At 65.5% G+C, this 24606-nt stretch carries 21 protein-coding genes and 1 tRNA gene; 17 read left to right on the top strand and 5 right to left on the bottom strand.

Annotated features, from left to right (window positions below; all coding sequences use genetic code 11):
* The first annotated feature begins 209 nt into the window (after positions 1–209).
* From FVD38_RS26635 to selB, 8 genes are all read left to right on the top strand, one after another.
* Entirely contained in the window at positions 210–2090 is a 1881-nt protein-coding gene (locus FVD38_RS26635; RefSeq protein WP_222706904.1) for a patatin-like phospholipase family protein, read from the top strand.
* 149 nt (positions 2091–2239) lie between these two features.
* The gene (locus FVD38_RS07770) at positions 2240–2593 is read left to right on the top strand and encodes a hypothetical protein (protein WP_147934290.1); all 354 of its coding nucleotides are present in this window, start codon (positions 2240–2242) and stop codon (positions 2591–2593) included.
* A gap of 134 nt (positions 2594–2727) precedes the next feature.
* On the top strand, positions 2728–5802 hold the full coding sequence (gene fdnG, locus FVD38_RS07765; RefSeq protein ID WP_147934289.1) for a formate dehydrogenase-N subunit alpha: 3075 nt from the start codon (positions 2728–2730) through the stop codon (positions 5800–5802).
* Positions 5803–5805: 3 nt separating this feature from the next.
* Positions 5806–6735 carry a formate dehydrogenase subunit beta gene (gene fdxH, locus FVD38_RS07760; protein WP_147934288.1) on the top strand — a complete coding sequence of 310 codons (930 nt, stop codon included), beginning with the start codon at positions 5806–5808 and terminating at the stop codon, positions 6733–6735.
* A gap of 10 nt (positions 6736–6745) precedes the next feature.
* A complete protein-coding gene (locus FVD38_RS07755; protein WP_147934287.1) occupies positions 6746–7390 on the top strand; it encodes a formate dehydrogenase subunit gamma in 645 nt (214 codons plus the stop codon).
* 15 nt (positions 7391–7405) lie between these two features.
* On the top strand, positions 7406–8425 hold the full coding sequence (fdhE, locus tag FVD38_RS07750; protein WP_147934286.1) for a formate dehydrogenase accessory protein FdhE: 1020 nt from the start codon (positions 7406–7408) through the stop codon (positions 8423–8425).
* 2 nt (positions 8426–8427) lie between these two features.
* Positions 8428–9879 carry an L-seryl-tRNA(Sec) selenium transferase gene (gene selA / locus FVD38_RS07745; RefSeq protein WP_147934285.1) on the top strand — a complete coding sequence of 484 codons (1452 nt, stop codon included), beginning with the start codon at positions 8428–8430 and terminating at the stop codon, positions 9877–9879.
* An 18-nt stretch (positions 9880–9897) separates the two neighbouring features.
* Positions 9898–11814: a selenocysteine-specific translation elongation factor gene (selB, locus tag FVD38_RS07740; protein ID WP_147934284.1), complete on the top strand. Its 1917-nt coding sequence runs from the start codon at positions 9898–9900 to the stop codon at positions 11812–11814.
* Here selB and FVD38_RS07735 read toward each other — a convergent pair.
* Positions 11776–12366, bottom strand: coding sequence for a PEP-CTERM sorting domain-containing protein (locus FVD38_RS07735; RefSeq protein WP_147934283.1), 591 nt, complete (start codon positions 12364–12366; stop codon positions 11776–11778). The genes selB and FVD38_RS07735 overlap by 39 nt on opposite strands.
* Before the next feature lie 23 nt (positions 12367–12389).
* On the bottom strand, positions 12390–14633 hold the full coding sequence (locus FVD38_RS07730) for a phosphocholine-specific phospholipase C (RefSeq protein WP_147934282.1): 2244 nt from the start codon (positions 14631–14633) through the stop codon (positions 12390–12392).
* Between the two features lie 181 nt (positions 14634–14814).
* Here FVD38_RS07730 and udk point away from each other — a divergent pair, with 181 nt between their 5' ends.
* The 4 genes from udk to FVD38_RS07710 all read left to right on the top strand — a co-directional run bounded on the left by udk (position 14815) and on the right by FVD38_RS07710 (position 16472).
* Positions 14815–15492: a uridine kinase gene (udk, locus tag FVD38_RS07725; RefSeq protein WP_147934281.1), complete on the top strand. Its 678-nt coding sequence runs from the start codon at positions 14815–14817 to the stop codon at positions 15490–15492.
* A 32-nt stretch (positions 15493–15524) separates the two neighbouring features.
* Positions 15525–15620: transfer RNA gene (locus FVD38_RS07720), tRNA-Sec, on the top strand.
* The gene (locus tag FVD38_RS07715; RefSeq protein ID WP_147934280.1) at positions 15580–16089 is read left to right on the top strand and encodes a glycine cleavage system protein H; all 510 of its coding nucleotides are present in this window, start codon (positions 15580–15582) and stop codon (positions 16087–16089) included. The genes FVD38_RS07720 and FVD38_RS07715 overlap by 41 nt, the downstream gene beginning before the upstream one ends.
* Positions 16086–16472 (top strand): DsrE family protein, encoded by a 387-nt coding sequence (locus FVD38_RS07710; protein ID WP_147934279.1) that lies wholly within the window; start codon positions 16086–16088, stop codon positions 16470–16472. The genes FVD38_RS07715 and FVD38_RS07710 overlap by 4 nt, the downstream gene beginning before the upstream one ends.
* Here the strand turns inward: FVD38_RS07710 and map are convergent.
* The 3 genes from map to FVD38_RS07695 all read right to left on the bottom strand — a co-directional run bounded on the left by map (position 16469) and on the right by FVD38_RS07695 (position 20802).
* On the bottom strand, positions 16469–17242 hold the full coding sequence (gene map, locus FVD38_RS07705; protein ID WP_147934278.1) for a type I methionyl aminopeptidase: 774 nt from the start codon (positions 17240–17242) through the stop codon (positions 16469–16471). The genes FVD38_RS07710 and map overlap by 4 nt on opposite strands.
* Positions 17239–17451: a ParD-like family protein gene (locus tag FVD38_RS07700; RefSeq protein ID WP_123068662.1), complete on the bottom strand. Its 213-nt coding sequence runs from the start codon at positions 17449–17451 to the stop codon at positions 17239–17241. The genes map and FVD38_RS07700 overlap by 4 nt, the downstream gene beginning before the upstream one ends.
* A gap of 126 nt (positions 17452–17577) precedes the next feature.
* Positions 17578–20802: a di-heme oxidoredictase family protein gene (locus tag FVD38_RS07695; protein ID WP_147934277.1), complete on the bottom strand. Its 3225-nt coding sequence runs from the start codon at positions 20800–20802 to the stop codon at positions 17578–17580.
* Positions 20803–21085: 283 nt separating this feature from the next.
* Between FVD38_RS07695 and FVD38_RS07690 the strand changes: the two genes are divergently transcribed.
* The 5 genes from FVD38_RS07690 (at position 21086) to cyoE (ending at position 24580) form a co-directional block, all read left to right on the top strand.
* Complete coding sequence (locus FVD38_RS07690; protein WP_147934276.1) at positions 21086–21442, top strand: DUF2946 family protein; 357 nt, start codon at positions 21086–21088, stop codon at positions 21440–21442.
* 115 nt (positions 21443–21557) lie between these two features.
* The gene (locus FVD38_RS07685) at positions 21558–22172 is read left to right on the top strand and encodes an SCO family protein (protein ID WP_147934275.1); all 615 of its coding nucleotides are present in this window, start codon (positions 21558–21560) and stop codon (positions 22170–22172) included.
* 34 nt (positions 22173–22206) lie between these two features.
* Entirely contained in the window at positions 22207–22680 is a 474-nt protein-coding gene (locus FVD38_RS07680; RefSeq protein WP_147934274.1) for a copper chaperone PCu(A)C, read from the top strand.
* Positions 22681–22839: 159 nt separating this feature from the next.
* A complete protein-coding gene (locus FVD38_RS07675) occupies positions 22840–23526 on the top strand; it encodes a hypothetical protein (protein WP_147934273.1) in 687 nt (228 codons plus the stop codon).
* 124 nt (positions 23527–23650) lie between these two features.
* Positions 23651–24580 carry a heme o synthase gene (gene cyoE, locus FVD38_RS07670; protein ID WP_147934272.1) on the top strand — a complete coding sequence of 310 codons (930 nt, stop codon included), beginning with the start codon at positions 23651–23653 and terminating at the stop codon, positions 24578–24580.
* The last annotated feature ends 26 nt before the right edge of the window (positions 24581–24606 follow it).

Genomic DNA, 24606 nt, shown 5'->3' with positions numbered 1-24606 from the left:
TGGGCTTCTTGTAAATATTTATTGATAACGTTGCGATTCTGATGAAATCGTTATCATTGCGACCGTTTTTCGATGTCTGCGCCGGACCGAGCGTGGAACTGTGCGGCGTACTAACTGCCTGAAAGCGACAGGCCGGCGTTTCCGGTGCCTGCGCTTCTCCCATGGGCGAATGCCTGCCTCGATTGTCGATTCGGACGAGGGAGGACATCATGCCTATCAAAAACATCGCCATCGCCTGCCAGGGCGGCGGCAGTAACGCGGCCTATGCCGCCGGCGCCTTGCCGGTGCTGTTGCCGCAGTTTCGCAACGCCGAGCTGGCGACCAGCCAGGGGCGGGCAACGCTGGCCGAGGAGCTGGGAGACGTGCTGCGCCTGACCGGCATCAGCGGCACCTCGGGCGGCGCCATCAGCGCCTTGCTGGCGTGGTACGGATTTTTGCTTGGCGGCCCGCAGGCAGCGAAGGCCGGGCTGGAGCGCTTCTGGGACGCAAACTGCGCCATCGCGCCTGGCGAACGCCTGCTGAACGACATTGGCCAGTGGGCCGGCAGCCTGGCCCAGGTCGATCTCAAGCTCAGTCCCTATCTATCGCCGCTGCGCGAGATCGAAACCTTCGCCACCGCGACCTGGCCGATGCTGACCGCCATGTGGCCGCCGCTAGGCGGATGGATCCGCGGGCCATACTTCCAGCTACGCGAGTCGATCGCGCCGCACGTCGACTTCGACCTGGTCGGCGCCATCGGCGACTTTTGCAGCATCTCGCAAGAGATCAAGCGCTGGCAGGCGATCGCCCTCGAGGCGCGCATGGCCGATACGCCGCCCGAGCGCGAACGGTTGCAGGCGCGCCAGGCCGCGATCGAGCACGACCTGCGGGCCCGGCTGGCCTCTGGCGGCTGGATCGCGGCCTGGTCGAAAGCGCATGAGCTGGCCCCGGGTTCGCTGTTGCGGACCACCTTCGACGCCCTGCAGCTGCCCGAGCTGCGCTTCGAGCCGGACGCCCTGGGGAGGCTGGCGCATGCGGTGCGCGATGCCGCCCGCGCGATCCCGCAACTGCTGATCGGCGCGGTCGACATCGACAGCGGCGCCTTCGTTGCCTTCAGCTCGGAACGGGCGCCGATCGACGCCGGGATCACCCTCGATGCGGTGGTGGCCTCGGCTTCGCTGCCCTGGGTCTTCATGGCGCAGTCGATCCAGGCGCTCGACCCCGAGACCCACGAGCCGCGCCGCATGGCGTGCTGGGACGGCCTGTTTTCGCAAAACCCGCCGATCAAGAATTTCATTTCCTCGGGCGTCGACCCGGCCAAGAAGCCGGACGGGCTCTGGATCCTGCAGATCAACCAGGACCGCTACGACTTCAGCGGCAAGGTCGCCGGCCCCGGCAATGCCCAGTCGGGCGACGAGCTGTGGCATCGCCGCGATACCCTGTCCGGCAACCTGTCGTTGAACCAGGAAGTAGCCTTCATCGAAGCCGTCAATGCCCGCCTCGACGATCCGGGCCAGCGCTTCCGTCCCCACGACAAGCCGATCGAAGTGGTGCGCATCGTGCTCGACGGCGAGGTGGTCGGCGGCGCGGTACGCAAGGAGCTGGGACTGTTCTCCAAGTTCGACCGCGACCCGCAACTGGCCCAGGCCCTGCTGGCGCACGGGCGTGAACAGGCCGGGCGCTACCTGGCGCTGCGCGCCCAATCCGGCGCCTTGTGGGAGACCCTGGCCGGGCAGGTGGGCATGATGGGGGCCAGGCCCAGCGACCGCCTGGCCCAGGCCATGCCGTATTTGCCGGGTCATGCGCGCATGGCCGGCGGCCTGGTGGCGCCGGACGTGATCACGATCGAGGGCGCCGGCCAGGCCAGCCTGCGCTGGCATGCGAGCGAAGCCGAGGTGGAGGGGCATCTGGTGCGAATGAAAGGGAGCACGCTGCTGCGCATGGGCGAGGACGGCTGGCGCCTGGCCGAGACCCGCCTGCTCGATGTCGAGGAAAGGGTGGCGCCGGCGGCCACTGCCGACCAGGGTGAAGCGGCGGCACCGTCCCCGGCGGCGCGGCGACGTGGCGGTGGGGCGCGCAAGGGCGATGGCGGCGAAACGTCTTTACATTAGCGGGAAGCTGGCGAGGTTAGCACGACAAGCGCGGTTCAATTCTCACCTAAAGTCACGCAGAAATTGTATAAATTGCGTAAAATACTTATTTGTAGCGTTCATCAATTCATATATATTTCTGATATATCTCAAAGTCAACGGATATTGCAATGCAACATAACTCATATATCAAGAATCGCATCCTGTTGAGCACCGGCGTGTTGGCCGCCGTGCTCGCCCTGTCGGCGTGCGGCAAGAAGGCCGACGTCGAGGCGTCGCCGGCGCCGACCGATCCGGCCTCGCCGGCCGCGGTCGCCACCCAGAATCCCGATCCGCACGCGGGTATCGTGGCCGAGCCGGCTACCACGCCGGACGCGGTCCCGGGCACCGGTCCGGGTGAAGGCGGCACCGCCATCGGCGGCGTGGTCGCCGGCCAGGATGCAGGCAAGCCCCGCGACAGCGGTGCTTCCGAACCGACCGGTGGCGATGGCGCCACCCAGGCAACGACGCCGCCGGCCAAGTAACACGACCGGCGACGTAGCAAGACGCGCACGCCACCTGACGGTGGCAGCGTCGCGATCGGATCAGCATGCCGGGGCGTTGACCCCGGCACATCCTTTTGCGGCGTGCGCAATCCATTACTAGTAGGAGAACCTAGATGGGCATGAATCGTAGGCAGTTCCTCCGCGTAAGCGGTGCGGGACTGGCCGCGTCCACCATCGTCGCGCTCGGCTTTTCGCCGCTGCCGGCAATGGCCGAGACCCGGCACTATAAACTGGCGAAGGCCAAGGAGACGCGCAACACGTGTCCGTACTGCTCGGTGGGCTGCGGCCTGCTGATGTACAGCATCGGCGACGGCGCAAAGAACGTCACCTCGGACATCATTCATATCGAAGGCGACCCGGATCACCCGGTGAACCGCGGCACCCTGTGCCCGAAAGGCGCTGGCCTGCTCGACTTCGTGCACTCCCCGAACCGCCTCAAATATCCTGAAGTCCGCGAGCCGGGCAGCAAGGAATGGAAGCGTATTTCGTGGGATCAGGCGATGTCGCGCATTGCCAAGTTCATGAAGGACGACCGCGACGCCAACTTCGTGGCGAACAACGCCGAAGGCAAACTCGTCAACCGCTGGACCAGCACCGGTATGCTGTGTGCGTCCGCGGCGAGCAACGAAACGGGCTACATCACGCACAAAGCGATGCGTTCGATGGGCATGCTCGTCTTCGATAACCAGGCTCGCGTTTGACACGGACCTACGGTGGCCGGTCTGGCCCCGACGTTCGGACGAGGAGCGATGACCAACCATTGGGTTGACATCAAGAATGCCGATGTAGTTCTGATTATGGGCGGCAATGCCGCCGAAGCTCACCCTTGCGGTTTCAAGTGGGTGATCGAAGCCAAGCATCACAATAAAGCCAAGCTGGTCGTGGTCGACCCGCGCTTCACGCGTTCGGCCGCCATGAGCGACTATTACGCGCCGATCCGCGCTGGCTCCGACATCGCCTTCCTGGGCGGCGTCATCAATTATCTGCTGAGTAACGACAAGATCCAGACCGAATACGTCCGGAGCTATACCAACGCGTCGTTCATCGTCGGTCCCGACTTCTCGTTCGAAGACGGTATCTTCTCCGGCTACGACGAAGCCAAGCGCCGCTACGACAACAAGTCGTGGGGCTATGCCATGGGTGAAGACGGTTTCGCCAAGGTCGATCCGACCATGCAAGACCCGAATTGCGTCCTGCAGGTGATGAAGCGCCATTACTCGCGCTACACCCCTGAGCAGGTCAGCAAGATCACCGGTACCCCGGTCAAGCAATTCCTGAAAGTCTGCGAGTACATCTCGTCGACCGCCGCGCCGGGCCGCGCCATGACGATCCTGTATGCACTGGGCTGGACGCAACACAGCCAGGGCAGCCAGATCATCCGTACCGGCGCCATCATGCAGCTGCTGCTGGGTAACGTCGGCGTCGCCGGCGGTGGCCTGAACGCACTGCGCGGCCACTCCAACATCCAGGGTCTGACCGACCTGGGCCTGCTGTCGAACTCGCTGCCGGGCTACCTGTCCCTGGCGACCGACAACGAGCAGGATCTGGAGACCTACTACAAGCCGCGCGCGCTCAAGCCGCTGCGCCCGAACCAGATGAGCTACTGGCAGAACTATCCCAAGTTCTTCGTCAGCCTGCAAAAAGCCTGGTGGGGCGATGCCGCGACCGCGGAAAACAACTGGGCCTTCGACTACCTGCCGAAGATCGACAAGCTGTACGACGTGCTGCAGGCCTTCGAGCTGATGGGTCAAGGCAAGTTGAACGGCTACATCTGCCAGGGCTTCAATCCGGTTGGCTCCTTCCCTAACAAGAAGAAGATCATCGCCGGCCTGTCGAAGCTGAAATTCCTGGTGACGATGGATCCGCTGAACACCGAGACTTCGGAATTCTGGCAGAACTTCGGCGAGTCGAACGACGTCAATCCGGCCGAGATCCAGACCACCGTGTTCCGCCTGCCGACCACCTGCTTCGCCGAGGAAGACGGTTCGCTGTCGAACTCGTCGCGCTGGCTGCAATGGCACTGGAAGGGCGGCGAAGCGCCGTACGAAGCCAAGCCGGACATCGAGATCATCGCCGACCTGTTCACCCGCATGAAGAATGCGTACATCAAGGATGGCGGCGCCTTCCCGGATGCGATGGTGAACCTGTCCTGGCCGTACAAGATTCCGCACAGCCCTTCGGCAGAAGAGCTGGCCAAGGAATTCAACGGCAAGGCGCTGGCCGACATCCCGGATGCCAAGGATCCGTCCAAGATCATCCTCAAGAAGGGTCAGCAGGTGCCGGGCTTCGGCGTGCTGCGCGATGACGGTACCACTGCAAGCGGCTGCTGGATCTATGCCGGTTCGTGGACCGAGGCCGGCAACCAGATGGCCAACCGCGACAATGCCGACCCGTATGGCATCGGCAATACGCTGGGCTGGGCCTGGGCATGGCCGGCCAACCGCCGTGTGCTGTACAACGCCGCGTCGGCCGATCCGACGACCGGCAAGCCGTGGAATGCGCACCGCAACCTGATCGCATGGAATGGCACCAGCTGGACCGGTTCCGACATTCCGGACATCCGTCCCGATGCGAATCCGGGCGACGAAGACCGCGTGCAGCCGTTCATCATGACGGCCGAAGGCGTGTCGCGCCTGTTCGCGCCGACCGGCATGGCCGAAGGTCCGCTGCCTGAGCACTACGAGCCGTTCGAGTCGCCGTTCCCGGTCAACCCGATGCACCCGAAGAACCCGATAGCCCGTGCCAACCCAGCGGCGCGCGTGTTCAAGGGCGATATGGAAGCATTCGGCACCGCGAAGGACTTCCCGTACGTCGCGACCAGCTACCGCCTGACCGAGCACTTCCACTACTGGACCAAGAACGTGTTGTCCAACGCGATCATCCAGCCGCAGCAGTTCGTGGAAATCGGCGAGGAACTGGCCAAGGCCAAGGGCATCAGCAATGGCGATATGGTCAAGGTGTCGTCGATGCGCGGCTACATCAAGGCCAAGTGCGTCGTCACCAAGCGCATTCCGCAGCTCGATTGCGATGGCATGAAGGTGGATACGGTGGGCTTGCCGAACCACTGGGGCTTCGTCGGTTTGACCAAGCCGGGCTTCCTGGTGAACACGCTGACCCCGTTCGTGGGCGATGCGAATACCCAAACGCCTGAGTTCAAGTCGTTCCTGGTCAATATCGAAAGGGTTTAAGTCATGTCTTCACTACAATCTCTCGATATTGCAGCGCGGTCGGCAACGACTGCGACGACGCCGGTGGCGCGTACCCATAAGCCGGAAGTCGCCAAGCTGATCGACGTCACGAGCTGCATCGGCTGCAAGGCATGCCAGGTGGCGTGCATGCAGTGGAACGATCTGCGCGACGACGTCGGCGACACCAATGGTACCTACGACAACCCGCGCGACCTGACGCCGCAGTCGTGGACGGTCATGAAGTACTCGGAAATCGTCACCAAGACGGAAGACGAGGGTGACCGCCTGGAGTGGCTGATCCGCAAGGACGGCTGCATGCACTGCGACGAACCGGGCTGCCTGAAGGCCTGCCCGGCGCCGGGTGCGATCGTCAAGTACACCAACGGCATCGTTGACTTCATCAGCGAGAACTGCATCGGCTGCGGCTACTGCGTCGCCGGCTGCCCGTTCGACGTGCCACGCATCAGCAAGGTGGACTCGAAGGCCTACAAGTGCTCGCTGTGCGCGGACCGCGTGGCAGTGAACATGGAACCGGCCTGCGTGAAGATCTGTCCTACCGGCGCCATCCGTTTCGGTACCAAAGAGGACATGATCGACTACGCAGCCGACCGTGTGGTCGACCTGAAGGAGCGCGGTTACCAGAACGCGGGCCTGTACAACCCGGCCGGCGTCGGCGGTACGCACGTGATGTACGTGCTGCAGCACGCCGACAAGCCGACCCTGTACGCCGGCCTGCCCGAGAACCCGACCATCAGCCCGACCGTGGCGCTGTGGAAGGGCGTGGCCAAGCCGCTGGGCGTGGCCGCGATGATCGGCGCCGCCGTGGCTGGTTTCTTCCACTACATGAAAGTGGGTCCGATCGAGACCCATGTGGACGAGCCGCCAGTGCAGCCGACGCCCGACGCAGATCAGCGCGAAGATACGCGCGTTTAAGGAGAAGAACATGTTTATCACTCGCTATCGCGACCGCACGCGGATGAACCACTGGGCCGTGGCCCTGCTGTTCATCTGCGCGGGTCTGACCGGGCTGGCATTGTTCCATCCTTCGATGTACTTCTTCAGCGTCTTCTTCGGCGGCGGCTACTGGACCCGTGTGCTGCACCCGTTCTTCGGGCTGCTCATGGTGCTGGGCTTCGTGTTCCTGTTCTTCGCAGTGGTGCGCGACAACTTCTGGACCCGTGCCGATACGGAATGGGTCAAGAAGGCGCCGAAGATGGTGACCACCGGCGACGAGCATCACATGCCGCCAGTGCACAAGTACAACGCCGGCCAGAAGGGCGTGTTCTGGGTGTTCGCCATCAGCCTCGTGCTGCTGCTGATCACCGGCTTCATGTTCTGGCAGCCATGGTTCGCGGACTTCTTCCCGATTCCGCTGCGCCGTGCCGCCATGCTGGTGCATGCGGTGGCGGCCCTGGCGCTGGTGCTCAGCGTGATCATCCACGTGTACGCCGCCATCTGGGTCAAGGGCTCGTTCCGCGCCATGACCCGTGGCACCGTGCATGAGGACTGGGCGAAGTCGCACCATCCGCTGTGGTATAAGGAAGTCACGCAAGATACGCGAGACAACGCCACGCGCACGAAACGTTAAGGACTTCACTGCTCTATGAGTGTTACCAAAGCAACACCGCTGCTCAGCCCGGAAGAAATCGCGGTCCGGTCCGGGCAGCAGATGCCCTACCTGCACCTCCCGGTGCGGGCAGAGCTCTTCGCCACCCGTGAAACCCGCCTGCGTCAGCTGGCGGCCGGGCATGCGATGCGCGACTTCATGCTGTTCGCCGCCGAACTGGCGCACGTCCAGCATGAAGTCCTGCAGGACTTCCCGACCGTTGCGCTGCCCAGCGACGACGACTTGCTGGCCGCCGGCCGCGCCGCCCAGGCGCCGCTGCCGGCGCCGCTATGGCCGCGTGACCCGGCCTGGCGCGGGGCCTTGCGCCGCATGCTGGAGCTGATGGTCCCGCGCCTTGCGGGCAGCCCGGCCCAGGCGGCCGTGCAGGCCTTGCTGGACGCCAGTGACGACCAACTCGAGGGACAAGCCGAACTGCTGCTGCAAGGCGCAGCCGGCCTGGACATGAGTGCGGCGCCACTGGTGGCGGCCGGCCTGCAGGTCTACTGGACCCATATGGTCCTGGAAATCCAGAAAGCCCACGGCGCGGCGCGCCAGGAACCGTTCGGGCGCACGCTCGACGTGACCTTGTGCCCGTGCTGCGGCAGCTTGCCGACCTCGTCGGTGACGCGCCTGGATGCCGGTGGCAGCCACTTCCGCTACCTCAATTGCGCACTGTGTTCGACGCAGTGGCATATGGTGCGGGTCAAGTGCAGCCACTGCCAGAGTACCAAGGGCATCCACTACCACTCGCTGCAGGCGGTGGCCACCGATGGCGCGCAGGAAGATACTGCGCAGGCATCGGTGCAAGCCGAAACCTGCGACGAGTGCGGCCACTACCTGAAGATCGTGCGCATGGAGAGAGATCTCCACGTCGATCCGGTGGCGGACGACGTGGCGACCCTGACACTGGACATCCTGGTGTCGGAGGCGGGCTTCCAGCCACATGGCGTCAACCTGCTGCTGCTCACGGGCGGCGAAGACGACGCTCCAGAAAACGATCAACCAGGGAGTCATTGACCATGTCGCTTGACGAGTCCGTGGTCCACGGCTCGAAGGCGACAGTCAAGGATCTGCCTTCGATCGATAAACTGCTGCGCCTGCCATCCGTGCAGGCGCAGGTTTCCGCTCACGGCCATACCCTGGTCGCGGCGCAAGCGCGCGCGCAAGTCGATAGCCTGCGCGCGCAGGCCCTGGCCGGCGTGCTCACCGCGAGCGCGCTGCTGCCGGAGGCGCTCGGCCAGATGCTGGCCGGGCGCATTGCCGAACGCCTGGCGCCGAAGATGCGCCGCGTGATCAACCTGACCGGTACGGTCATCCATACCAATCTCGGACGCGCCGTCCTGCCGCAAGCGGCAATCGACCACCTGGTCGCGATGATGGCCGGCCCGAACAACCTCGAATACGACCTCGCCAGCGGCTCGCGCGGCGATCGCGACAGCATCGTCGAAGGCCTGCTGTGCGAGATCACCGGCGCCGAAGCCGCGACCGTGGTCAACAATAATGCCGCCGCCGTGCTGCTGTCGCTGGCCGCCCTGGGCGGCGGACGCGAGGCGATCGTCTCGCGCGGCGAACTGGTGGAAATTGGCGGCGCCTTCCGCATGCCCGACGTGATGGCCAGCGCCGGCGCCCACATGGTCGAAGTCGGCACCACCAACCGCACCCACCTGGCGGACTACGAGCGCGCGATCAACGAACGCACCGCGCTGCTGATGAAGGTCCACACCAGCAATTACGCGGTGCAGGGCTTTACCAGTTCGGTGTCCGAAGCCGAGCTGGCGCCCTTGGCGCATGCCCGCGGCGTTGCCCTGGTCAGTGACCTGGGCAGCGGTTCGCTGATCGACATGGGCAAGTACGGCTTGCCGCAGGAACCGACGCCGCAGCAGATGCTGGCCGCCGGCTGCGACGTGGTGACTTTTTCGGGCGACAAGCTGCTGGGCGGGCCGCAGGCCGGCCTGATCGTCGGCTCGAAGGAATTCGTCACCCGCATCCGAAAATTCCCGATGAAGCGCGCGTTGCGCCTGTCGAAACTGCCGCTGGCGGCGCTGGAAGCGACCCTGCGGCTCTATCTGCAGCCCGAACTGCTGCTGCGCGAACTGCCGACCCTGCGCTGGCTGACCCGCACGCAAGAGCAGGTGGGCGCGACCGCGAACGCCATCCTGACGCCGCTGCGCGAGGCGCTGGCGCCGCGCTACACGGTGACGCTGGAGACGATGGTGAGCCAGATCGGTTCCGGTTCGCTGCCGATCGACCGCCTGCCGTCGAGCGGGCTGGCGATCGCACCGAACCTGGCCGGCAAGCGTGGCATGGGCACGGCGCTGGACGCCCTGGCCGAAGCGCTGCGCGAATTGCCGCTGCCGGTGATCGGCCGCATCGCCGACGACCGCCTGCTGCTCGACTGCCGCTGCATCGACGACCCGGCCGAGCTGCTTGGGCAACTGGGCGCGCTGCGCGCGGCGCTGGTCGAAGCATAAGAACGTAAAGGATTTCGCATGATCGTCGGCACTGCCGGACATATTGACCACGGCAAGACCGCGCTGGTGCGCGCGCTGACCGGCATCGACGCCGACCGCCTGCCGGAAGAGAAAAAGCGTGGCATCACGATCGAGCTGGGTTACGCCTGGATGCCGCTCGAGGATGGCGGCCGTATCGGTTTCGTTGACGTGCCGGGCCATGAAAAGCTCGTGCGCACCATGGTGGCGGGCGCCAGCGGCATCGATTTCGGCCTGCTGCTGATCGCGGCCGACGACGGCCCGATGCCGCAAACGATCGAGCATGCGACCATCCTGTCCCTGCTGGGCGTACGGCGCGGTGCGGCCGTGATCACCAAGATCGACCGCGTCGATGCCGATCGCTTGCGCGAGACCGAGGCGGCGGTCGCCAGCTTGCTGGCCAGCGCCGGCCTCGAAGATTACCCGGTGCTGCAGGTATCGAGCATCCGCGGCGACGGCATCGATGACTTGCGCGGGCTGCTGGTTGAGGCGCTGCGGGCGGCGCCTGGCGATGGCGTGCCCGGCGCGGGATTCCGCATGGGCCTGGACCGTGCGTTTACGCTCGATGGCGTGGGCACCGTGGTCGCCGGCAGCGTCTCGGCAGGCAAGGTCGCCATCGGCGACGGCTTGTCGCTGGCCGCCGCGCCGGACAAGGAATACCGGGTGCGCAGCCTCCAGGTGCACAGCCGGGCGGCGCAGGAAGCCCAGGCCGGACAGCGCTGCGCCGTCGGCCTGGCCGGCCTGGAACGCAGCGATGAGCTGCGCGGCCAGGTGCTGTGCGACCCGGCGATTGCGCTCACGACCCAGCGCATCGACGTCTGGCTGCAGGTGGCCGCCACCGAGGAACGCGCGCTGCGCTCGGGCACCCTGGTGCACCTGCACGCGGCGACCCAGGATTGCCTGGCGACCGTCGCCGTATTAGGCCAGCCATCGATCGCGCCGGGCGGCGCTGCGCCGGCGCAGCTGGTGCTGCACAAGCCCGCCAATGTCTGGCACGGCGACCGTTTTATTTTGCGCGACGCCTCGGCGATCCGCACCGTGGCCGGGGGATCGGTGCTCGATCCCTTGGGGCCGGTGCGCTACCGCCAGACGCCGGAACGCCTGGCCTATCTGGAAACCCAGCGCGCCGACGATCCAATGACCCGCCTGCTCGGTGCGCTGGCCCAGGCGCCGTATGGCGTCAACGGTGCGACCTGGCTCAGGAGCATTGGCCTGGCGCGCTGGCCGTTCGACCTGGAGCAGGTGCCGGACATCGTGGTCGGCGCCGGCGGCGAATGGATTGTTTCACGCGCGCGGCTGCAGGAGAACGAGGCCGGCCTGTTGCGCGTGCTGGGCGACTTCCATGCCAAATACCCGGACGAGATCGGCCCCGACCTGCTGCGCGCGCGCCGCCTGGCCGCGCCGCGCATGCCCGAAGCGCTGTGGCTGCAGCTGACCGAACACATGATCGCCGCCGGCGGCATCAATCGTCGCAACGGCTTCCTGCACCTGCCGGAGCACGGCGTGGCCTTGCGCGCGGCCGAGCAGGTGGTGGCAGAACACGCGCTGCCGAAACTGCTGGACGGCCGCTACGACCCACCGTGGGTGCGCGACATCGCCCAGACCGCGCGCCTGCCCGAAGTGCAGGTGCGCCAGGTGCTGGGCCGCATGGCGCGCGGCGGCGACGTCTATCAGATCGTGAAAGACCTGTTCTACCACCCGGCCGTGATGCAGGAGGCCGCCGACCTGGTGCGCCGCCTGGCACATGAGGATGCCCAGGGCCAGGTCACGGCGGCGCGTTTCCGCGACGAGACGGGACTCGGCCGCAAGCGCGCGATCCAGATCCTGGAGTTCTTCGACCGGATCGGCTTCTTGCGCCGGGTCGGCGACGTGCACCTGTTACGGCCGGGGACCTTGCTGTTTCCGCCGAAGGACTAGCAAGCCGCCTACGCCGGCCAGCAGCAGGGCCGGCACGCCCGGTTCCGGCACCTCTGCGGCATCGACGAAAGTGAAGTCGTCCATCGCGTAGGAGCCCTGGGCGCCGGTGCGCACGACCACCGAATCGATCGCGCCATCCCAGCCGGCGTCGAGGAAGGCCGACGCGGCCGACAGTTGCAGCGCGGCCGAGCTGGCGACCAGTTGGCCGCCAACGTAGAGGTCGAAGCGCACGCTGCTGTCCTCGTATCCCGAGAACCAGGCGCCGTTGAACACCGTCGGCGCCAGGAAGCGGATGGTGCTCGCGATCGGCCCGCCGTCGATCCAGTCCGTCGTCACCTGGCCCGGGCCCGAATGCGGCGTGAAGGGCGCGCCTTGCGCGGTGAACACGTTCAGGCCGGACGCCGACCAGTCCAGGCCACCGTAGTTGCCGGGAACGACGGCAAAACCGTCGGGGCCGACGATATCGTCGAAGTTCAGTACGGCGGCCGAGGCGAAGGGGGCGCACAGCGCGATGGCGGCGCCGACCGCGAAGTTGCGAATGATCGATTGCATGAGAATTCCTTTCAATAGTCTGTTCAGGCGCGGCCCAGCGCCGGGTCGCTGACCGTGTGGCGGCCGGTCTCGACGCGGCCGGCGAAGCGGCGCAGGTAGTCGGGCTGGCCGGATACCGTGGCGCTGAAGTCGTACCAGTAATCGTTGCCCGCCACGGGAATGCGCACGGTCAGTTCGGTGCGCGGCGCCAGCGTGTGCTGCTGCCGTAGCTGCGCATACGCGTTGGCGCCCAGGACGAAGGTACACGGCGCGGCGCCGGTGTTCACCAGGCGCAACACCAGTTCGCCGGTAGCGGCGTCGCAGCGCACCTGGACGTCGGGGCGCGGCTGGCCCGCCGCCACGGCGCGCAGCGCGCTGCCGCTGAAGTGGCGGTGGTAGCCGTTCGGCCCCAGCACCCACAGGTCGTAGGCGCCGCCGACGGCAGGTGTCCAGACATCCGCCAGCGACTTGCCCGCTTCGACCGTGTAGCGGCGCGGGATGGCGGCCAGGTTCTTGCGGTCGTAGACGTGGAACACGGCGCCCTGGCGGCCGCTGTTGATGAAGGTCAGCGCCACCCGCGAGGCGGCCATCGTGGTGCCGGGCTGTATTTCGCAGGTGGTCGCCAGCTCATACGGCAGCGCGCGCGAGGGGCGCGTCCCTGCGGCCTGGACGGGCATCTGCGGCGCGGCTGGCGCCGGGACCTGCGGCAGGCGTTGCTGCGCGGCGCGCAGGGCGTCGGCCTCGCCCTTGCTCTTGCGGCCCGAGAGCACCGGTAGCGCCTCGTCGTTGGGCGACACGAAGTTGAAGGCGCTGGTCAGGTCGCCGCACACGGCGCGGCGGAAGGGGCTGATATTCGGCTCCTTTACACCGAAGCGCGCTTCAAGGAAGCGCAGCACCGAGGTGTGGTCGAACACCTGCGAGTTGACCCAGCCGCCACGGCTCCAGGGCGAGATCACATACATCGGCACCCGCGGGCCAGGGCCGAATACCCGGCCGTCGGGCGCCGGCTGCTTGGTGCTGCCCGCCGGGCGCGGATGCGTGAAGTACTCGTGCGTCAGGTCGCCGGCCGCCAGCGTGGTCTTTCCGGCGTAGCCGCCCTTGCCGTCGGGCGAGGGCGCCGAGGGGGAGGGCACGTGGTCGAAGTAGCCGTCGTTTTCGTCGAAATTGACGATCAGGACCGTCTTGCTCCACACCTCGGGGTTGGCGGTCAGGGCGTCCAGCACCTCTTGCAGGAACCAGGAACCCTGCACCGGGCTCGATGGGCCGGGATGTTCGCAGTAGATCGACGGCGCGTTCATCCACGACACCGCCGGCAGCTTGCCCTCGCGGATGTCGCGCTTGAAGGCGTCCAGGTATTGCTCGGGCCGGGTGCCGGGCAGGGTGTTGGCGATGCCCTTGTAGAGCGGGTTGTTGGCGTTGTCGGTCGCCGCGTCATAGGCTTTGTAGGGCAGGGACTGGCCGGTATTGGTATAGGGCTGGCCAGGGGCGCCGCCGCTGGAAACGGGATAGCCTGACGCGATGTTGGCGCGCCTGAACTGGCGGAAGGCGCCGAGCATATTGTCGCCCCATTCGTCGGGCATGTTCTGGTAGCTGATCCAGCTGACTCCGGCCGCTTCGAGGCGTTCGGCATACGTGGTCCAGGTGTAGCCGATATTGACGCCGGCGGCGACGCCATCGATTGCATCCCACTCATTGGTGACGAAGGCGGTGGCGGTCGGCACCGCGCCATTGGTGCCGGTCAGGAAGAACGAGCGGTTGGCGTCGGTCCCGGTGTGCATGGAGCAATGGTAGGCATCGCACAAGGTAAAGGCATTGGCCAGCGCGAAGGCGAACGGGATTTCGCTGTCCTTGAAATAGCCCATCGAAATCGGGTTCTTGTAGCGCGGCCATTGGTCCATGCGGCCGTTGTCCCAGGCCAGCTGGCTGTCGAGCCAGTCGTGCGGCGTGCCGTTGGCGCGCTGGGCATTGCCCTTGCTGCCGTCGAGGTGGAACGGCATCATCAGGTTGCCGTTACCCATCCGCTGCTGCCATACGTTGCGACCTTCAGGCAGGGGGATCGGGAAGCGGTCGCCGAATCCGCGTACGCCGGCCAGTGTGCCGAAATAATGGTCGAAGGCGCGGTTCTCTTGCATCAGGATCACCACGTGCTCGACGTCGCGAATGGTGCCCGTGGCATTGTTGGAGGGGATGGCGAGCGCGCGCTGGATGGCGGGCGGGAAAGCTGCGTAGGTGGCGGCGGCGATGCCGGCGCGGGCACTGCTGCTCAGGAATTTGCGGCGTGAAGTCATGAGATCTATCCGGGAATAGGTGTTTGCGATTGGGTAACAACAATTGCCGCGTTATGTTGTTGTGCCGATATTGTTTGCAACTTCGCCAAGGTAAGCGATGTGCATGACGATGTAATGACAGACCGATGCGTGCAGCCCGTCGCCCCTGTCGAAACCCACGCCGCTCCGGTATCATGGCGGGATGAATCAGAATCCTTCGCAACCCTTTGTACCCTTTGTCATTGGCGTGGCCGGCGGCAGCGGCAGTGGCAAATCGACGGTGACGCAGCAAGTGCTGTCGTCGTTCGGCACCGATCTCGTTTCCGTCGTCATGCAGGACGACTACTATCGCGACCAGACCCATCTCACCATGGAAGAGCGGCGCGAACAGAACTACGATCACCCGCACGCCTTCGACTGGCCGCTGCTGGTCGAGCATGTGCGCGCCTTGCGCAACGGCGAATCGATCGCGATGCCGATCTATGACTTCACCGTGTCCAACCGTACCGGCCAGACCATTCCCGTCAAGCCGGCTCCGGTGATCGTGATCGAGGGCCTGTTCGCGCTGTACGACGCCGACCTGCGCGACATGATGTCGCTGAAGATCTTCGTCGACACCGCGCCCGACGTGCGCTTTATCCGCCGCTTGCAGCGCGACGTCGCCGAACGCGGCCGCTCGCTGGACAGCATCGTCGGCCAGTACATGGACACGGTGCGTCCGATGCACAAGCAATTCATCGAGCCGACCAGGCGCAGCGCCGACATGATCCTGCCGCACGGCGCGAACGGCCCGGCGATCGACGTCATCACCACCAAGGTGGCGAGCGTGCTCGGCAAACTGCAGATCCTCGAGCGTCGTTCCAGCCCGGCACTGGATTGAATTGCCCGCACGCGGTAAAATGCGGGCTCTTCGGAAGGAAATCGTCCCTGGTGGGGCGGCTGGGCTTCAAACCCAGTTGGTGGCGCCATGCGTCGCCGGGTGGGTTCGACTCCCGCATCCTTCCGCCATGACTTTATTCCCCTTACTACCATGATCATCCTCGGCTTCGATTATCCGGACGACTGCTATTTCGATCTGGAGAACGATATGTGGTGCCGCGACCTGGGCGAAGGCCGCATGCAGGTCGGCGTCAGCGCCTTCGGCGTCAAGATCAGCGGTAATTATTTCTATATGTGCCGGCCGAAGTCGGTCGGCAATGAGCTCGAGCAGGGCAAGACCATGGGTGTGGTCGAGCTGAGCAAGACGGTGGTGACGATCAAGACGCCGGTCTCCGGCACCGTGGTCGAGATCAACGAGGCGCTCGAAGACAAGCCCGAACTCATCAACCAGGACCCGTACGGCAAGGGCTGGATCTGTGTGATCCAGGCCAGCGACTGGGAGGGCGACCGCGCCCGGCTGGCGCATGGCGCCCTGCTTGCCGAACAGGCCGAGCGCCGCATGCGGCTCGAGCCGACCGACGACTGGATCAAGCCGTGAGCACGCAGGAGCGCGGGCTGGCCATCCTGGTCTGGTCCTGCGACCTGTCACGGCCAGAACTGCTCGCTACCCCCTTCATGACCGCGCAAGCCGCGGCTGCACTCGATATGCGGGTCAAGATGCTGTTCTCGAGCCAGTCGGTGCAATGGCTGCTGGCCGAGAATGCGGCGCGCCTGACCGGCTTCGGCGCGGAGCAGTGGCCGATCTCACGTCACCTGGAGGCGAGCGTCGATCTGGGCGTGGAGATACGCGCCTGCACCCAGGCGCTGCACGCCAGCGGCGCCGACCGTTCGGCGCTCGCGCCGCACTGCGCCGGCGTCGAAGGCATGGTGTCCTTCGTTGAGCAGGGCAGCGCGCCGGGTTGGCGCATGCTGGTGTTCTAGGCGGCGACCATCGCGCGTTCTTCGGGACGCAGGGTCAGCACCGCGACACCGCTGGCCGTGACGGCCACAGTGTGCTCGAACTGCGCCGACAAGGCCCCATCGCGCGTCACGACGGTCCAGCCATCGTCCTCGGTGCGCACGCTGCGCCCACCCCGGTTGAGCATGGGCTCGATGGTGAACACCATGCCCTCGCGCAGCTTGAGGCCCGCGCCTTTCGACCCGAAGTGCAGCACCTGCGGTTCCTCGTGCATCTCGCGGCCGATGCCATGGCCGCAATACTCGCGCACGACCGAACAGCCATTCCTCTTGGCGTGGCGCTCGATCGCGTGGCCGACGTCGCCCAGGGTGGCGCCGGGCCGCACCGCGCGGATGCCTTTCCACATCGCCTCGTAGGTGGTCTGCACCAGCCGGCGCGCGTCCAGGGCGACCGCGCCGACCAGGTAGGTCTTGCTGGAGTCGGCGATATAGCCGTTCTTCTCGAGCGTAATGTCGAAGTTCACGATGTCGCCGTCCTTGAGCACGTCGCCCGTCGACGGCACGCCGTGGCAGACCACGTGGTTGATCGACGAGTTGAGGACGAAGCCATAATCGTACTGGCCCTTGCTGGCCGGCCGTGCGACGAGCTCATCGATGATGAAGCGTTCGACGAGCGTGTCGACCTCGAGGGTCGTCATGCCGGCCAGGGACAGCTTGTCGAGCATCCCGAACACGGATGCCAGCAGGCGCCCGGATTCGGCCATCAGCGCCAGTTCATGCGGTTGCTTGGTCATGCCGCGCTCAGGGTGAGAGGCGGCGCCGACACGCCGGCGGCGGCCAGCTCGCGCTGAACGATTTCGTTGAAGCTGAGGGTGGGATTGGTCTCGCACAGCATGCCGATCTTGATCCAGAACGCGGCTTGCGCGTTGATCGAGCGGCACGAGACCTTGGTGGCGAGGCGGACCTGGTCGTGCAGGTCGTCTTCGATGTTGACGATGCCCATGGTAATACTCCGTATATGATTCGTATATTGATTGTATACGTTCCATATATCGCGTCAAGCCTGGCGTGGGAACGAAAAATGGCGCCGGGATCGCTCCCGGCGCCATTCACGCTAGCTGCACTACGCTTACAGCGAACGCAGGAACGCCATCAACTCGTCACGCTGGGCCTTGTTCAGCTTGGCGAAGCGGTTGCGGGCGGCGGCTGCTTCGCCGCCGTGCCACATGATCGCTTCGGTCAGGTTGCGCGCGCGGCCGTCATGCAGGTAGCCGACCTTGCCTTCCTTGTCCATGACCGCATCGGAGAGGCCGATACCCCACAGCGTCGGGGTGCGCCACATGCCGCCGCCGGCCTGGCCCTCGGTGTAGCCGTCGGCGAGTTCCGGACCCATATCGTGCAGCAGCAGGTCGGAGTACGGACGGATGGTCTGATCGCGCAGTTCCGCGAACAGGTGGTTCGAACCGGTCTTCATCGACGGCGTGTGGCAGGCCACGCAGCGCATCGCTTCGAACAGCTTGGAGCCGGCCGCCACCTTGACCGTGTCGACGTCCAGTTCCTTGATCGGCGCGACGCCTTTCGGGAAGCCGCTGGCCAGGCTGCGCTGCGCCGGCACTGCGAGCAGGGCCAGGTAGTGCGAGATCTTGGTCAGGTCGGTCTCCGAAATGCCGCGCTGTTTCGGCGCCGTGGCGCAACCGGCCGGGTTGTTGTCGCAGCTCAGGCTCGGGTAGACCGGCGAGGTCACCGACATGTCCTGCAGCAGTGCGCTGGCGGTCTGGTGACGCAGCGTCGCCTTCGATGCCTTCCAGCCGAAGCGGCCCAGCTGGACCGCGCCGGTTTCGGGGTTGAACACGAAGTTGGCGGTGCCCTTGACGCCATCCTGGTCCGGCGTGGTGCGCACGCGCGCCAGGATGTCGGCTTCAGGCACGGCTTCGAGCAGGCCGACGCCGATCATCGGCTGGGCCGAGCGCAGCGACACCACGCTCGGGGTCGGACCATCGAACTTGAGCTTGGGTTTGCTCAGGGTAACGACCGTGCCGTCGGCCAGCGCGACCGTCTTGGTCTCGAAGCCGTCGACCCGCACGCCGGTGCCCCAGTTCTGCGGGGTGCCGGCGTTGGACAGGGCGTTCATCTGCACCGTCGCGCCATACACCGGATGCGGCAGCTGGGCGCCGTCGGTGCCGATGGTCGCGACCCGCACGCTCATCGTGTCCAGGCGACGCTTGTCGACCGGGGCCGGGCTGCGGCCATTGTTCGCATGGCAGGCCACGCAGGTCTCCTGGCCGAAGGTCTTGCCTTGCAGTCCGACTACCGCCTGGTACTTCTCGTTGGTCGGCTCGTTATGCTCGCCCGTGCTGAAGCTCGTATGCAGCAGGCGACGACCTTCGACGAAGCGCTGCATATTCTGCATGCCGACGTTGTTGTACGGCTGCTGGAACATGAACTTGCCGTTGTCGCTGTAGTTGTACGAGACCGAGCCGATGCCGCCGGACAAGGTTTCGAACGGCAGCGGTGCGTTCATCAGGCGCGGCTGCACGCCATACCATGGCCGCAGGCCTTCGCCGACCACATACGTCCACTCGGTCGAGTAGTAGCGGATGTTGCCGGTGTCGCCGAGGGCCGACAGCGCCGCCTGGGTGGTGAAGTACGACGGCGAGACCTCGATCACGTCGCCCGCCACGAGACGCCGTGCTGGAACGTGGGTGCCATTCGGGAAACCATCCGAATTCAGGGCGGTATGGCCCGGATAGTCCCACAGCTGCAGGGTGCAGTCGCCGTTGGCCAGGTTCGGGTTGTACAAGGTGTTATTACGCGGATAAGGCGTCGTCGGGCAAACCTTGACCTGGTCGTTGACGAGCTGGCCCGGCGCCATCCAGCCGTAGCCGGTGGCGTCGCGGTTGTCGAACTGACGGAAGAACGCCACGCCGCCACTCAGGAAGGGCACCGTGGTGTACTGGTTGACGGTCAACACCGGCTTGGTGTTGTTCGCCACGCGGCTGCGGTCGATGATCTCGACGCCCCAGGTGCGGTTCTTGTAATACAGCGGCACGAAGGTCAGGTGATTGCCTGGCCCCTTGTCGACCGCCTGGCCGGTGGCCGGATCGACCGTCTGGTTCGGGTACGGCGAATTGATCTCGTTCCACTCCTCGCCGCGCTCGCGACCGTGGCGGGCCTTGCCGCGCGCACCGAAGCGCGTGACCAGGGTGCCGTCGGCGAGGGTGAACTGCAGCGATTCGAGCGCTTCGTTCGAACCGGGCAGCGGGGTCAAGCCATTGCCGTTGGCCGGGAAGGCCACGGCCGAGGTCGGCGCCTCGGGCACGGTATTGTCGCTACCTGGGGTCTTGAACTCGACTTCCCACAGCGAGTAACCGTAGTCGGTAGCGCGCCGCAGGCCCTGCAGGCGCACGTGCTTGGCGACCGCGTTCAGGTTGAAGAATTCTTCTTCCTTGCCCTTGCCGTCGCTGACGACGCGCAGCTCGGTCCAGGTCTTGCCGTCGTTCGAGGTCGACAGCGAGTATTCCTTGGCATACGAGTTTTCCCAGTGCAGCTTCATGTAGCCGATCGGGGTGGGCGAGGCGAAGTCGAACTGGATCCAGCCATTGTCTTCCTTCGGCTTGCTGGCCCAGCGCGTGTTGAGCTTGCCGTCGATCGCCATGCTGGCCGACAGGCCGCCGTTTTCCGGTTCCGACGATACCGCGCCGGCCGGCTTGACGATGACGCCAGGCTTGCTCAGGTCGATCGGGATCTCCGGGTCGGGCGTGGTCGGCGGCGTGCCCGGTTCGGCCGGGGTGCCGGTAAAGGCCTGGATTTCCAGGATCGAGTAGCCATACTGCCCGGCGCGCTTGAGTCCGTTGACTCGCAGGTACTTGCCCTGGCCGTTCAGGCCGGTCAGGTCCTCGACGCCGCCCTGACTATCGTTGACGGTCTTGATCGTGGTCCAGCTGTCGCCGTCCTCGGACACCTGCAGCTCGTAGTCGCGGGCGTGCGCGTTCTCCCAGTCGATGCGCACGCGGGTGATCACCGCGCTTTCGGCGAATTCGAGGGTGAAGTGCTGTTTATCGGTGAATTCGCTACCCCAGCGCGTATTGCGGTCGCCGTCGATGGCGTACTGGGCGTCGAGATCGCCGCGCTCGCGCGATGTCGCGGTCGCCTTGATCGGGGTAAGCGGGGCTTCGGGCTGCTCGGCCGCGCCGGAAAAGGCGCGGAACAGGCTCTTGCTGGCACTTTGCATGGAAGACATGGGCGAATCGCCATCTCCGCCACCGCCGCAACCGGCAAGCAACATCATGAGCGCGAGGGGCAGGCCGGGCATGCGGTTGCGGCCTGAAGACTGCCCGCGAGGCAGTAAATTCATTTGATACTCCTTGGTTATCAATTTTTGATTGGGATTCCTGCGCCGGCGGCAACCGCCGTCCGCACCGCGCAGGCCTTGCTATTTCCGCGTGCCTGTGGCCGAGTTCTCGTACCTCCCCCCTTGATACCAAGGGTGAATTGCTCTAAGGCAACTTTTAACGTTAAGATATCCGGCTCGTCAATACGTGTCAAGGGCATGCGTCATGATCTACACAATGGAAGAGCTTTTGGATGCAGCTTTTGGCGTTGACGGGAGTGGAGGTCATCACCAATAATCGAAGGTCATGCACATCCTGCGCACATCGTCGATGCTGGTCCGATTGGTCCTGGCCTGGTTCGTCCTCACCCTGGGCGCCGCCAGTGCCGCCCCCATGGTGCAGCCGGCCGCGATGGCGCTGGTGTGTTCCGAGGGCGGCGTCAAGGTCGTCCTCGTCGATCGCGACGGCGCCGCCGTGCACGCCAAGGGGCATACCCTCGATTGCCCGCTGTGCCTGCCCGCCGCCGTGCCGCCGCTGCCGACGGCCCCGTGCGTCCCACCGCCGCTACCGGCGACCGCGGCCGTGCTCGTGCCCGCCGCCTTCCACGTCGCCGCCACGGCCGGTGCACCGCTGCCGCCACGCGGGCCGCCCGCGCACTCCTGATGTCTTCGAGCCGGCACCAAGGCCGGTGTTGTCTTTACGCGCGCGGCGCGGCGTGGCCCTTGGGGTTTGCGTCCGCACGCCGTGCGCTCATCGGGAAGTATCCAGGAGTAGCAAGATGAATCAACGAGTTTCAAGCATCGCCTCGCGGCGCGCCTTCGTGCTGTCCGGCGCGGCCCTCGCATTGGGCGCCCTGGCCGGCTGCAGCATGGGCAGTTCGGTCAGTTTCAACGGCACCGATATCACCGGCGCCGATTTCGGCCGCGATTTCCGCCTCAAGGATCCGAGCGGCCAGGAACGCACGCTGGCCGACTTCAAGGACAAGGTCGTGCTGGTGTTCTTCGGCTTCACCCAATGCCCGGACGTGTGCCCGACGGCGCTGGCGCGCGCGGCCGAGGTCAAGACCCTGCTGGGGCCGGACGGCGACCGCCTGCAAGTGCTGTTCGTCAGCGTCGACCCGGAGCGCGATACGCCCGAGGTCCTGAATGCCTATACGGCCGCCTTCGATCCGACCTTCCTCGCCCTGTACGGTGACCAGGAGCGCCTGGCCGAGACCGCAAAGGAATTCAAGGTCATCTATCAGAAGGTGCCGACCGGCGATTCCTACACCATCGACCATACCTCGGTCACCTATGCCTTCGACACCAAGGGCAAGCTGCGCCTGAAACTTTCGCACAGCCAGTCGGCGATCGAGTACGCTGCCGACGTGCGCAAGCTGCTGCATGCCGCCTGATTTGCCCCTATTTACATCATTCAAGGAGAACACCATGAACCATTTCATCCGCACCGTCGCCGCCGCTGCCATGCTGGCTGCCGTCGCTAGTTCGGCCCAGGCCCAGGCCAATGTCAGCGTCAAGGACGCCTGGGTGCGCGCCACCGTTCCGCAACAAAAGGCGACCGGCGCCTTCATGCAGCTGCAAGCGGCCAAGGACAGCAAGTTCGTGTCGGCCAGCTCGCCGCTGACCCCGACGGTCGAAGTGCACGAGATGGCGATGCAGGGCGACGTCATGCGCATGCGCCAGGTGCAGTCGGTCGATCTGCCGGCCGGCAAGACGGTGGAACTCAAGCCGGGCGGCTATCACATCATGATGATGAATCTGAAAGCCCAGGTGAAGGAGGGCGATACCGTGCCGTTCACCCTGGTCTTCGAAGGCAAGGACGGCAAGCGCGAGCAGGTCGAGATCCAGGCGCCGGTGAAAGCCCTGAACAGCGTCGCCAAGCCGGCCCACGCCGGGCACTGAAACGGCAATTCCGCAGCACGATGGTTGACGTGAAAACAACAACCATTGGTAGGATTTTTCTGCGAACCAATCGTGCGCATGATCGCGCTTCGTACAATCGCGTGATTGCCGACAGGTTTCCCGGCAGGGGAACCGCGGCCTCATGCGATTGGAGCGGATATGCGACGAAGTCCTTCATGGTTGCCGGATGGCCGGGTCGAATGGATGCTGCTGGCGGCGCTGGCCGCCTGCTATCCGGCCAGCCTGGTGCTGCCCGCCGCCTGGGCGCGTGAGGGCGGCCCGCTGGAAAGCCTGCAGGTGCTGGTGCTGTGCGCCGGCTGCGTGCTGGCGCTGCTGATGTATGTGCGCGCCCGTCCGGCGCGCGTCGCCATGCTGGCGCTATGGCTCGCGCCGGTCTGGCTGCTGCTGGCGGGGCGTGAGCTCAGCTGGGGCAGGGCATGGCTGCCCGACCACTCCACCGCCGCCGACACCATGGCAGGGATGGCGCTATGGTTCCAGCCCCTGGTCCGGCCCGGCGCCGGGGTGCTGCTGGCGGCGCTCCTGGTTAGTGCCGTGTACCACCGGATCGACGGGCCGCTGAGGGCCGCGTTCACCCGCCGAGTACCCTGGGTAGTCCTGATCGTCATGCTGGCAGCCGCCATGGGATCGACCTGCGCCGAGGGCCATATGTCCTGTCATCTCGACCGGGTGATCCCCAGCGCCCAGGCGTTCGAGGAATTGTGCGAGCTGCTGGCCTATGTCGCGCTCTGCATGGCCCAGCATGTGGTTTTCATGCATCAAATGCCACCGAAGCGCATCCCCGGCATCGTGCGTGCGCCCGCGGTCACGCCCGAAGAAGCAGGTTAATTAGCCCAAATTCCATAGCATATACGGCAACTGGGACATTTTGCCCGTATGTCTGCACCGCGATTTCCTCTAGGATGTCGGGTTTTGGGTAAGGACCGCCATCTTCGCACGCGGTCGAGCGATCATGTCGAACGTTAAAGTTGTAGATTTAGAAACGGCGGGGCCGAGCGACGGCACTGCTGCCGGCCTGGCCCGCTATTGGTCCCAGTACTGGGCACTGACCAAACCGCGCGTCACGATGCTGACCGTGTTTTGCGCCGTCATCGGCAGTCTGCTGGCCAGCGACGGCTTCCCCGGCTGGGGCGTGCTGCTGTACAGCGGCGCCGGCATCTGGCTGCTGGCCGGCGCCGCCTTCGCAGTCAACTGCCTGCTCGAAGCGCGGATCGATGCCCGGATGGCACGCACCGCCCGCCGCGCGACCGCCAGCGGCAGCCTGGGCCCGCTGCAAACCGTCGTGTTCTCGCTGGTCCTGGGCGGCGCCGGCGCGGCGCTGCTGTATACCCGGGTCAATCCGCTGACGATGTGGCTGACGCTGGCGACTTTCGTCGGCTATGCCTTCATCTATACGCTGCTGCTCAAGCCGAACACCTCGCAAAACATTGTGATCGGCGGCTTCGCCGGCGCCATGCCGCCGGCGCTGGGCTGGGCCGCGGTCGCCAATGCCGTGCCGATGGAAGCCTGGCTGCTGGTCCTGATCATTTTCTTGTGGACGCCCCCGCACTTCTGGGCGCTTGCGATGTACCGCCGCGACGATTACGCGCGCTCGGGCCTGCCGATGCTGCCCGTCACCCATGGCATGGCGCATACCGGCCTGCAGGTGTGGCGCTACAGCCTGGCGCTGGCGGCCGGCACCGCGCTGCCGTGGGCGGTGGGCATGAGCGGGGTGCTGTACCTGGTGGCCGCCTGTGCGCTGAACGCGGTGTTCCTGCGCTACGGCTGGCTGGTGCACAAGCGCTACAGCGACCAGATCGCCCGCAAATCATTCGCCTGGTCGATCATGTACCTGGCGCTGCTGTTCGCGGCGCTGCTGCTGGACCACTACATTGCGCCTTGATAGTTGCCGCTAGATAAATTGTCAGT

Origin of the sequence: Massilia arenae (assembly GCF_008014745.1) — a bacterium.
Lineage (GTDB): Bacteria > Pseudomonadota > Gammaproteobacteria > Burkholderiales > Burkholderiaceae_D > Telluria > Telluria arenae.
Note: the sequence above shows the minus strand (reverse complement) of the source record. Positions and strands in the feature narration are given on the sequence as shown.

Coding starts and splice junctions, on each gene's coding strand:
- FVD38_RS26635 (WP_222706904.1), top strand. CDS start 210: ATGCCTATCAAAAACATCGCCATCGCCTGCCAGGGCGGCGGCAGTAAC.
- FVD38_RS07770 (WP_147934290.1), top strand. CDS start 2,240: ATGCAACATAACTCATATATCAAGAATCGCATCCTGTTGAGCACCGGC.
- fdxH (WP_147934288.1), top strand. CDS start 5,806: ATGTCTTCACTACAATCTCTCGATATTGCAGCGCGGTCGGCAACGACT.
- FVD38_RS07755 (WP_147934287.1), top strand. CDS start 6,746: ATGTTTATCACTCGCTATCGCGACCGCACGCGGATGAACCACTGGGCC.
- fdhE (WP_147934286.1), top strand. CDS start 7,406: ATGAGTGTTACCAAAGCAACACCGCTGCTCAGCCCGGAAGAAATCGCG.
- selA (WP_147934285.1), top strand. CDS start 8,428: ATGTCGCTTGACGAGTCCGTGGTCCACGGCTCGAAGGCGACAGTCAAG.
- selB (WP_147934284.1), top strand. CDS start 9,898: ATGATCGTCGGCACTGCCGGACATATTGACCACGGCAAGACCGCGCTG.
- FVD38_RS07735 (WP_147934283.1), bottom strand. CDS start 12,366: ATGCAATCGATCATTCGCAACTTCGCGGTCGGCGCCGCCATCGCGCTG.
- FVD38_RS07730 (WP_147934282.1), bottom strand. CDS start 14,633: ATGACTTCACGCCGCAAATTCCTGAGCAGCAGTGCCCGCGCCGGCATC.
- udk (WP_147934281.1), top strand. CDS start 14,815: ATGAATCAGAATCCTTCGCAACCCTTTGTACCCTTTGTCATTGGCGTG.
- FVD38_RS07715 (WP_147934280.1), top strand. CDS start 15,580: ATGCGTCGCCGGGTGGGTTCGACTCCCGCATCCTTCCGCCATGACTTT.
- map (WP_147934278.1), bottom strand. CDS start 17,242: ATGACCAAGCAACCGCATGAACTGGCGCTGATGGCCGAATCCGGGCGC.
- FVD38_RS07700 (WP_123068662.1), bottom strand. CDS start 17,451: ATGGGCATCGTCAACATCGAAGACGACCTGCACGACCAGGTCCGCCTC.
- FVD38_RS07695 (WP_147934277.1), bottom strand. CDS start 20,802: ATGAATTTACTGCCTCGCGGGCAGTCTTCAGGCCGCAACCGCATGCCC.
- FVD38_RS07690 (WP_147934276.1), top strand. CDS start 21,086: ATGCACATCCTGCGCACATCGTCGATGCTGGTCCGATTGGTCCTGGCC.
- FVD38_RS07685 (WP_147934275.1), top strand. CDS start 21,558: ATGAATCAACGAGTTTCAAGCATCGCCTCGCGGCGCGCCTTCGTGCTG.
- FVD38_RS07680 (WP_147934274.1), top strand. CDS start 22,207: ATGAACCATTTCATCCGCACCGTCGCCGCCGCTGCCATGCTGGCTGCC.
- FVD38_RS07675 (WP_147934273.1), top strand. CDS start 22,840: ATGCGACGAAGTCCTTCATGGTTGCCGGATGGCCGGGTCGAATGGATG.
- cyoE (WP_147934272.1), top strand. CDS start 23,651: ATGTCGAACGTTAAAGTTGTAGATTTAGAAACGGCGGGGCCGAGCGAC.